This is a genomic window from Ottowia sp., from assembly GCF_035444425.1.
Taxonomy (GTDB): Bacteria; Pseudomonadota; Gammaproteobacteria; order Burkholderiales; family Burkholderiaceae_C; genus Ottowia.
In genome coordinates this window covers 41,404-50,817 of the sequence record NZ_DAOMOQ010000023.1, presented here as the reverse complement: position 1 = coordinate 50,817, position 9,414 = coordinate 41,404, and the positions used below count along the sequence as shown (strand labels likewise).

Here is a 9,414-nt window from a genome sequence, read left to right as displayed (position 1 = left end):
CTCAGTAACGAAGCTAACGCGTGAAGTTGACCGCCTGGGGAGTACGGCCGCAAGGCTAAAACTCAAAGGAATTGACGGGGACCCGCACAAGCGGTGGATGATGTGGTTTAATTCGATGCAACGCGAAAAACCTTACCTACCCTTGACATGTCTGGAACCTTGCTGAGAGGCGAGGGTGCCTTCGGGAGCCAGAACACAGGTGCTGCATGGCTGTCGTCAGCTCGTGTCGTGAGATGTTGGGTTAAGTCCCGCAACGAGCGCAACCCTTGCCATTAGTTGCTACGAAAGGGCACTCTAATGGGACTGCCGGTGACAAACCGGAGGAAGGTGGGGATGACGTCAAGTCCTCATGGCCCTTATAGGTGGGGCTACACACGTCATACAATGGCCGGTACAGAGGGTTGCCAACCCGCGAGGGGGAGCCAATCCCACAAAGCCGGTCGTAGTCCGGATTGGAGTCTGCAACTCGACTCCATGAAGTCGGAATCGCTAGTAATCGCGGATCAGAATGTCGCGGTGAATACGTTCCCGGGTCTTGTACACACCGCCCGTCACACCATGGGAGTGGGTTTCACCAGAAGTAGGTAGCTTAACCTTCGGGAGGGCGCTCACCACGGTGAGATTCATGACTGGGGTGAAGTCGTAACAAGGTAGCCGTATCGGAAGGTGCGGCTGGATCACCTCCTTTCTGGAAAACAGCAATTCAATTCAAACGTCCACACTTATCGGTTGTTGGAAGGTGTCGCCGCCAGCGGTCTGGGCTAGCGTGGCCAAGCGACCGGCTTGGGTCTGTAGCTCAGTTGGTTAGAGCACCGTCTTGATAAGGCGGGGGTCGTTGGTTCGAGACCAACCAGACCCACCATCCCACCGCATCGGAAGTCAGACTTCGGGGGATTAGCTCAGCTGGGAGAGCACCTGCTTTGCAAGCAGGGGGTCGTCGGTTCGATCCCGTCATCCTCCACCATTCATTGCCCGCATCAAAGCGTTCATGCAAGAGTGCTTTGATATTGGCATTGCCAATAACGAGTCGCAAGACTCACGGCTGTTCTTTAACAATTCATAGAGTCGAATCAGCGTTGTCAACGGAAAGAGCGTCATGGCTCACCGTGCCGTTGGCAACAATTTTTGATTGCGTCACAACGAATTCAGCTTGTCTGAAATTCGAGTAATTTGAGCTCTCAGCTCAATTACGGCATAACGCGCCAGGTGAAAGACCTGGCAAGTCTCTTGATGACTTCGTGTTTCGTGAGAAACGTCAAAGTTATAGGGTCAAGTGACTAAGAGCATGTGGTGGATGCCTTGGCGATGATAGGCGACGAAGGACGTGATAGCCTGCGATAAGCTTCGGGGAGCTGGCAAATTAGCTTTGATCCGGAGATTTCCGAATGGGGAAACCCACCCTTTAGGGTATCGCATGATGAATCCATAGTCATGCGAGGCAAACCGGGTGAACTGAAACATCTAAGTAGCTCGAGGAAAAGACATCAACCGAGATTCCGAAAGTAGTGGCGAGCGAAATCGGAGCAGCCTTCTAGTGATAGCACGACAGTTAGCAAAACGGTTTGGAAAGACCGGCCATAGTGGGTGATAGCCCTGTATGCGAAAACTGACGTGTGGTACTAGGCTAGAGACAAGTAGGGCGGGACACGTGTAATCCTGTCTGAACATGGGGGGACCATCCTCCAAGGCTAAATACTCATCATCGACCGATAGTGAACCAGTACCGTGAGGGAAAGGCGAAAAGAACCCCGGGAGGGGAGTGAAATAGATCCTGAAACCGCATGCATACAAACAGTGGGAGCCTCGAAAGGGGTGACTGCGTACCTTTTGTATAATGGGTCAGCGACTTACGTTCAGTAGCGAGCTTAACCGCATAGGGGAGGCGTAGGGAAACCGAGTCTGATAAGGGCGCATGAGTTGCTGGGCGTAGACCCGAAACCGGATGATCTATCCATGGCCAGGATGAAGGTGCCGTAACAGGTACTGGAGGTCCGAACCGACTGGTGTTGCAAAACTAGCGGATGAGCTGTGGATAGGGGTGAAAGGCTAAACAAACTTGGAAATAGCTGGTTCTCTCCGAAAACTATTTAGGTAGTGCCTCAAGTATTACCTTCGGGGGTAGAGCACTGTTTTGGCTAGGGGGTCATGGCGACTTACCAAACCAAGGCAAACTCCGAATACTGCAGAGTACAGCTTGGGAGACAGAGCACCGGGTGCTAACGTCCGGACTCAAGAGGGAAACAACCCAGACCGCCAGCTAAGGTCCCTAAAATTGGCTAAGTGGGAAACGAAGTGGGAAGGCATAGACAGTCAGGATGTTGGCTTAGAAGCAGCCATCCTTTAAAGAAAGCGTAATAGCTCACTGATCGAGTCGTCCTGCGCGGAAGATGTAACGGGGCTAAGCCAGTTACCGAAGCTGCGGATGCACAGCGATGTGCATGGTAGGAGAGCGTTCTGTAAGCCTGTGAAGGTGAATCGTAAGGTTTGCTGGAGGTATCAGAAGTGCGAATGCTGACATGAGTAGCGTTAAAGCGGGTGAAAAGCCCGCTCGCCGTAAGCGCAAGGTTTCCTACGCAACGTTCATCGGCGTAGGGTGAGTCGGCCCCTAAGGCGAGGCAGAGATGCGTAGCTGATGGGAAACAGGTCAATATTCCTGTACCGATGTGTAGTGCGATGTGGGGACGGATCCTAATAGGTCATCCAGTTATTGGATTCTGGTTTAGGCAGATGTAGGCGACAGGTAGGCAAATCCGCCTGTCATATACCGAGGCTGTCGATCGAGCGAGCTTGCTCGCGAAGTGACTGAACGGGGTCCCAGGAAAAGCCACTAAGCTTCAGCTGCACACGACCGTACCGCAAACCGACACTGGTGCGCGAGATGAGTATTCTAAGGCGCTTGAGAGAACTCTGGAGAAGGAACTCGGCAAATTGACACCGTAACTTCGGGAGAAGGTGTGCCCCGGTAATGTGATGAGAACATCTGAGCATGAAAGGGTTGCAATAAATAGGTGGCTGCGACTGTTTATCAAAAACACAGCACTCTGCAAACACGAAAGTGGACGTATAGGGTGTGACGCCTGCCCGGTGCTGGAAGGTTAAGTGATGGGGTGCAAGCTCTTGATCGAAGCCCCAGTAAACGGCGGCCGTAACTATAACGGTCCTAAGGTAGCGAAATTCCTTGTCGGGTAAGTTCCGACCTGCACGAATGGCGTAACGATGGCCACACTGTCTCCTCCTGAGACTCAGCGAAGTTGAAATGTTTGTGATGATGCAATCTCCCCGCGGAAAGACGGAAAGACCCCATGAACCTTTACTGTAGCTTTGTATTGGACTTTGAACAGATCTGTGTAGGATAGGTGGGAGGCTTTGAAGTGTGGTCGCTAGATCACATGGAGCCAACGTTGAAATACCACCCTGGTGTGTTTGAGGTTCTAACCTAGGCCCATTATCTGGGTCGGGGACAGTGCATGGTAGGCAGTTTGACTGGGGCGGTCTCCTCCTAAAGCGTAACGGAGGAGTTCGAAGGTACGCTAGTTACGGTCGGACATCGTGACGATAGTGCAATGGCATAAGCGTGCTTAACTGCGAGACTGACAAGTCGAGCAGATGCGAAAGCAGGTCATAGTGATCCGGTGGTTCTGTATGGAAGGGCCATCGCTCAACGGATAAAAGGTACTCTGGGGATAACAGGCTGATACCGCCCAAGAGTTCATATCGACGGCGGTGTTTGGCACCTCGATGTCGGCTCATCTCATCCTGGGGCTGTAGCCGGTCCCAAGGGTATGGCTGTTCGCCATTTAAAGAGGTACGTGAGCTGGGTTTAAAACGTCGTGAGACAGTTTGGTCCCTATCTTCCGTGGGCGCTGCAGATTTGAGGAAGGCTGCTCCTAGTACGAGAGGACCGGAGTGGACGCACCGCTGGTGTACCTGTTGTCACGCCCGTGGCATTGCAGGGTAGCTAAGTGCGGAAGAGATAACCGCTGAAAGCATCTAAGCGGGAAACTCGTTTCAAGATGAGATCTGCCGGGGCCTTGAGCCCCCTAAAGAGTCGTTCTAGACCAGGACGTTGATAGGCTGGGTGTGGAAGTGCAGCAATGCATTAAGCTAACCAGTACTAATTGCTCGTGCGGCTTGACCCTATAACTTTGATCGAAGCCGATCAGGGTTGTTATGCCAAGTGACGCATTCAAGAGATCGTGCAGGTTTGCACGATACCGAAGCTGATTTGCTCTATGAATTGGTCGTCCAGTCGCTCGACTGGACGGCAAAAAGTTATGCCTGATGACCATAGCGAGGTGGTACCACTCCTTCCCATCCCGAACAGGACAGTGAAACGCCTTAGCGCCGATGATAGTGCGGATTCCCGTGTGAAAGTAGGACATTGTCAGGCTATTACAGCGAGAGACGCCCAGTCATTACTGACTGGGCGTTTTCTTTTGTACAGTCGAAAATCATTGCGGCGCAGCTTGCGTGCGCCTGCCGGGCAGTTTGGTCCATCACGTATTTGAGCTGCGGCAGCGGCTTGGCAACGGCTCTACAATGCGCTCATGATTTCGCGTGAACCGACCATCGAGCGTCTGGCAACCGCCAGTGATCTGTTGCTGCAGCCTTTCGGCCTGGACGAAGGCGATCTCGGCAGCACCCTGGCCTTGATTGCCGAGCAGAACATCGACGACGCCGACCTCTACTTCCAGTACACGCGCAGCGAGGGCTGGAGCCTGGAGGAAGGCATCGTCAAGACGGGCAGCTTTTCGATCGATCAGGGCGTGGGCGTGCGCGCAGTTGCGGGAGAGAAGACGGCGTTTGCGTATTCGGACGATATTTCCATTGGGTCACTGACCGATGCGGCGCGCGCGGTGCGGGCGATTGGCGGCGCCGGCCAGAGCCGGCGTGTCCGAGTGTCGGGGCGCAAACTGGCCGCCAGCCGGGTTCTGTACGGCGGACTTGATCCGATCGCCACTCTGGACAGCGCCGACAAGGTGGCGCTGCTGGAAAAGGTCGAAAAACTGGCGCGAGCCAAGGATCCACGCGTCGTGCAGGTGATGGCCGGGCTGGCCAGTGAATACGACGTCGTGCTGGTGGCGCGGCTGGACGGAACGCTAGCGGCCGACGTCCGCCCGCTGGTGCGGCTGTCGGTGACGGTGATCGCCGAACAGGGTGGTCGCAGCGAGGTCGGCTCCTTCGGCGGCGGCGGTCGTTTCGGTCTGGCCTACTTCGATGATGCATTGGTGCAACACTACGTCGACGAGGCGGTGACGGCGGCACTGACGAATCTGGAGTCGCGGCCGGCGCCGGCTGGCGAGATGACGGTGGTGCTCGGCCCCGGTTGGCCAGGTGTGCTTTTGCACGAGGCGGTCGGCCACGGGCTGGAAGGCGACTTCAACCGCAAGGGTTCGAGCGCCTTCAGCGGCCGCATCGGCCAGCGCGTGGCGGCCAAGGGCGTCACGGTGCTGGATGACGGCACGATTCCCGACCGGCGCGGCAGCCTGAACGTGGACGATGAAGGCCACGCCACGCAGCGCAACGTATTGATCGAGGACGGGATTCTCAAGGCCTACATGCAGGACGCGATGAATGCGCGCCTGATGAAGGGCAAGCCGACCGGCAACGGCCGGCGCGAGAGCTACGCCCACATACCGATGCCGCGCATGACCAACACCTACATGCTTGGCGGCGACAAGGATCCACGCGAAATCGTCGCCAGCATCAGGAAGGGCCTTTACGCGACCAACTTCGGTGGTGGACAGGTGGACATCACCAGCGGCAAGTTCGTGTTTTCGGCCAGCGAGGCGTTCTGGGTCGAGAACGGCAGAATCCAGTACCCGGTGAAGGGCGCCACCATCGTCGGCAGCGGGCCGGAGTCGTTGAAGAAGATCAAGATGATCGGCAGCGACATGCGGCTGGATTCCGGCGTGGGGACCTGTGGCAAGGAAGGCCAGAGCGTGCCGGTCGGCGTCGGGCAGCCGACCCTGCGTATCGACGGCCTGACGGTGGGTGGGACGGCCTGAGCGCGGTGTTTCACGCAGCCGCAACCCTGCTCATGCAGGTGAGCCTGTCTTTTTCGCACCACAGCTCCCGGCTGTCAGGATGCTTGGCGCCGAGTTGTGCTACATTTAACAGCTTATGGAAACGCGAGTCGCTTTCGGCTTTTACTTTTGGTTCTCTGTCCACGGCGGACGAGAGGTAAACGTGTAAGCGCGAAACGGACCTCCTGAAAAGAACCGCCGATGCGAAGAGCCCGGCGGTTTTTTTGTGCCTGGATCAACCCCCAGACCATTACCTGAAGGAACAGACCATGAACGCCAAAGCCGTGCCTGCCACCGATTCCTGGCAGAGCTCGCCGGAACGCACCAGCCAGACCGACGACGAACGCATCAAGGAAATCACCGTGCTACCGCCTCCCGAGCACCTGATCCGCTTCTTCCCGATCCGTGGCACGGCCGTGGAAGCGCTGATCAGCAACACCCGCCGGGCCATCGGCCGCATCATTGCCGGCAAGGACGATCGGTTGATGGTGGTCATCGGCCCATGCTCGATCCATGATCCGATCGCTGCGATGGACTATGCCCGGCGTCTGAAATCGCTGCGCGACAAGTACGCCGATGTGCTGGAAATCGTGATGCGCGTCTATTTCGAGAAGCCGCGCACCACCGTCGGCTGGAAGGGATTGATCAACGATCCCTACCTGGATGAAAGCTACCGCATCGACGAAGGCCTGCGCATCGCGCGCCAGCTGCTGATCGAGATCAATCGCCTAGGCCTGCCCGCCGGCAGCGAGTTCCTCGACGTGATCTCGCCGCAGTACATCGCCGACCTGATCGCCTGGGGCGCGATCGGCGCACGTACCACGGAGAGCCAGGTGCATCGCGAACTGGCCAGCGGCCTGTCGGCGCCGATCGGCTTCAAGAACGGCACCGACGGCAACATCCGGATCGCCACCGATGCCATCCAAGCGGCCGCGCGCGGACACCACTTCCTGTCGGTGCACAAGAATGGCCAGGTCGCGATCGTTCACACCGACGGCAACAAGGATTGCCATGTCATCCTGCGTGGTGGCAAGGCGCCCAACTATGACGCCGCCAGTGTCGAGGCGGCGTGCAAGGAACTCGAGGCCTGCAAGCTGCGGCCTTCGCTGATGATCGACCTCAGCCACGCCAACAGCAGCAAGCAGCACGAGCGCCAGCTTGACGTGGCGCGCGACGTCGCGGCACAGGTCGCCAGCGGCTCGCGCCGGGTATTCGGCGTGATGGTCGAAAGCCACATCAACGGTGGCGCGCAGAAGTTCACGCCTGGCAAGGACGATGTCGGTGCGCTCGAGTACGCCAAGAGCATCACCGACGCCTGCATCGGCTGGGACGGTTCGCAGAAGATCCTGGAAATGCTGGCCGACGCGGTACGGGCACGCCGCGTGCGCTGATTGGCTTCAGGCGGGCGCGGACCGAAGTTCGAATACAGTTGCTGGGTGTGCGGCTGGCGGTGTCGCCGCCGCGCTCATCCTCAGGAGAAAGTCCCATCATGCAGAGTGAAGTCCGCGTCATCCAGGATGAACGCACCGAGTGGCGTTTCGATCTCGATCCAGCCGAGCCCATGAGCAATGCCGACGGTCGCGAGTGGCTGGACGCGCAGTTCACCCAGTTGGGCAGCGAGCCGCTGCGCCCGACCGGCAAGCTGCTGCTGGCCGACAAGGTGCTGGTGGTGGCACGCGATGCGGGGCCACGCCTGCTCGGCGATGCCGCATGGGGCCGGGCGTTTGCCCGCGCCGCCAGTGCCGCGCTGGCTAAGCCGGTGGTGCGGATTGACCTGGAGGCGATGACGATTTCCTACTGACTGGCCGGCCGCTGCGCGGCTGCCGCCGTGGCGGCGACATGGCCAACGCTAAGCCTCGCGCAAGGCTTCCAGCAGCTTGCCGTGCACGCCGCCGAAACCGCCGTTGCTCATGCACAGCACGTGGTCGCCAGCGCGGGCGACCGCAGCGACCTGGCGCACGATGTCGTCGATCGAATCAGACACCTGCGCCTTTGAGCCGAGTGGCGCCAGCGCCGCGGTGGCGTCCCAATCCAGGCCGCCCCTGTGGCAGAAGCTCAGGTCGGCATGCTCCAGCGACCAGGGCAACTGCGCTTTCATGGTGCCCAGCTTCATGGTGTTGCTGCGCGGCTCGAACACTGCGAGTATGCGCTCACTTGTGCGGCCGGTGGTGTCCAGCTGATGGCGCAATCCATCGACCGTGGTGCGGATGGCGGTCGGATGGTGGGCGAAATCGTCGTACACGGTGATGACGCCGCCCGCGCGCGGCACGGTGCCGCGCGTTTCCATGCGGCGGCGCACGTTCTGGAAGCTGCCGAGCGCGCGCGCCGCGTCCTGTGGCGCCACGCCGACATGCTCGGCCGCGGCAATGGCGGCCAGGGCGTTGAGCTGGTTGTGGATGCCCGACAGCGGCCAGACGACGTGGCCGGCAGCCTGGCCGCGCTGCATAACCTCGAAATCCGAGGCATCGCCCAGCGCCGAAAAGTCGGCCACGGCGCTGCCGAAACTGCGTCGTTCGCTCCAGCAACCCTGGCCCAGCACGCGCACCAGGCTTTCCTCCAGATCGTTGAACACCACGCGGCCGGAACCGGGGACGCTGCGCAGCAGATGGTGGAACTGGCGTTCGATGGCGGCCAGGTCGTCGAAGATGTCGGCGTGGTCGAATTCCAGGTTGTTGAGCACCGCGGTGCGCGGACGGTAGTGCACGAACTTGCTGCGCTTGTCGAAGAAGGCAGTGTCGTATTCATCGGCTTCCAGCACGAACAGCGGCCTGGGCCGGCCGGCCGCCTGGGCGCCGAGCCGGGCCGAGATGCCGAAGTCGAGTGGCACACCGCCGATCAAAAAGCCGGGCGTCAGGCCCGCCGATTCCAGCACCCAGGCCAGCATCGACGCGGTGGTGGTCTTGCCGTGCGTGCCAGCCACGGCCAGCACGTGGCGACCCTGCAGCACGTTCTCGAGCAGCCATTGCGGGCCGCTGATGTAGGGCGCCCCGGCATCGAGGATGGCCTCCATCAAGGGGTACTTGGGCGAGCCGTCGGGCAGTTGTGCGCGGCTGATGACGTTGCCGATGACGAACACGTCGGGCTTGATGGCCAGCTGCTCGACGCCGTAACCCTCGATCAGCTCGATACCCAGTGCGCGCAGCTGATCGCTCATCGGCGGGTAGACGCCGGCGTCGCAGCCGGTGACGGTGTGGCCGGCCTCGCGCGCCAGAGCGGCGACGCCACCCATGAAGGTGCCGCAGATACCGAGGATGTGGATGTGCATGGGATCCGATTCTACGTCCTGACATTCCGCTTGCCTGGCTGTGAATCGGCTTATGGCATGAGTTGCCAGCTATTCAAAATGTAGCTTTCGGGGCTGTGCCGAGCGGTCATCTGGCCCCGTTGG

At 59.2% G+C, this 9,414-nt stretch carries 4 protein-coding genes, 2 tRNA genes and 3 rRNA genes; 8 read left to right on the top strand and 1 reads right to left on the bottom strand.

Annotated elements, in window-relative coordinates; genetic code table 11:
* From PK606_RS10470 to PK606_RS10435, 8 genes are all read left to right on the top strand, one after another.
* Window positions 1-688, top strand: a 16S ribosomal RNA gene (locus PK606_RS10470); the annotation flags it as partial.
* 97 nt (window positions 689-785) lie between these two features.
* Window positions 786-862 (top strand) — tRNA-Ile (locus PK606_RS10465).
* Window positions 863-888: 26 nt separating this feature from the next.
* Window positions 889-964 (top strand) — tRNA-Ala (locus tag PK606_RS10460).
* Between the two features lie 303 nt (window positions 965-1,267).
* Window positions 1,268-4,139: ribosomal RNA gene (locus PK606_RS10455) — 23S ribosomal RNA — on the top strand.
* Between the two features lie 138 nt (window positions 4,140-4,277).
* Window positions 4,278-4,390 (top strand): 5S ribosomal RNA (gene rrf, locus PK606_RS10450).
* A 157-nt stretch (window positions 4,391-4,547) separates the two neighbouring features.
* Window positions 4,548-6,008: a metalloprotease TldD gene (gene tldD, locus PK606_RS10445; RefSeq protein ID WP_324563599.1), complete on the top strand. Its 1,461-nt coding sequence runs from the start codon at window positions 4,548-4,550 to the stop codon at window positions 6,006-6,008.
* A 287-nt stretch (window positions 6,009-6,295) separates the two neighbouring features.
* The gene (locus PK606_RS10440; RefSeq protein ID WP_324563598.1) at window positions 6,296-7,417 is read left to right on the top strand and encodes a 3-deoxy-7-phosphoheptulonate synthase; all 1,122 of its coding nucleotides are present in this window, start codon (window positions 6,296-6,298) and stop codon (window positions 7,415-7,417) included.
* Between the two features lie 98 nt (window positions 7,418-7,515).
* Window positions 7,516-7,827 carry a hypothetical protein gene (locus tag PK606_RS10435; RefSeq protein WP_324563596.1) on the top strand — a complete coding sequence of 104 codons (312 nt, stop codon included), beginning with the start codon at window positions 7,516-7,518 and terminating at the stop codon, window positions 7,825-7,827.
* A 48-nt stretch (window positions 7,828-7,875) separates the two neighbouring features.
* On the opposite strand, the gene mpl is transcribed toward PK606_RS10435, so the two are convergent.
* The gene (gene mpl / locus PK606_RS10430; protein ID WP_324563594.1) at window positions 7,876-9,291 is read right to left on the bottom strand and encodes a UDP-N-acetylmuramate:L-alanyl-gamma-D-glutamyl-meso-diaminopimelate ligase; all 1,416 of its coding nucleotides are present in this window, start codon (window positions 9,289-9,291) and stop codon (window positions 7,876-7,878) included.
* Window positions 9,292-9,414 lie beyond the last annotated feature (123 nt).

Excerpts from the sequence above, each read along its gene's own strand:
- PK606_RS10435 (WP_324563596.1), top strand. The coding sequence starts at position 7,516 with ATGCAGAGTGAAGTCCGCGTCATCCAGGATGAACGCACCGAGTGGCGT.
- mpl (WP_324563594.1), bottom strand. The coding sequence starts at position 9,291 with ATGCACATCCACATCCTCGGTATCTGCGGCACCTTCATGGGTGGCGTC.
- tldD (WP_324563599.1), top strand. The coding sequence starts at position 4,548 with ATGATTTCGCGTGAACCGACCATCGAGCGTCTGGCAACCGCCAGTGAT.
- PK606_RS10440 (WP_324563598.1), top strand. The coding sequence starts at position 6,296 with ATGAACGCCAAAGCCGTGCCTGCCACCGATTCCTGGCAGAGCTCGCCG.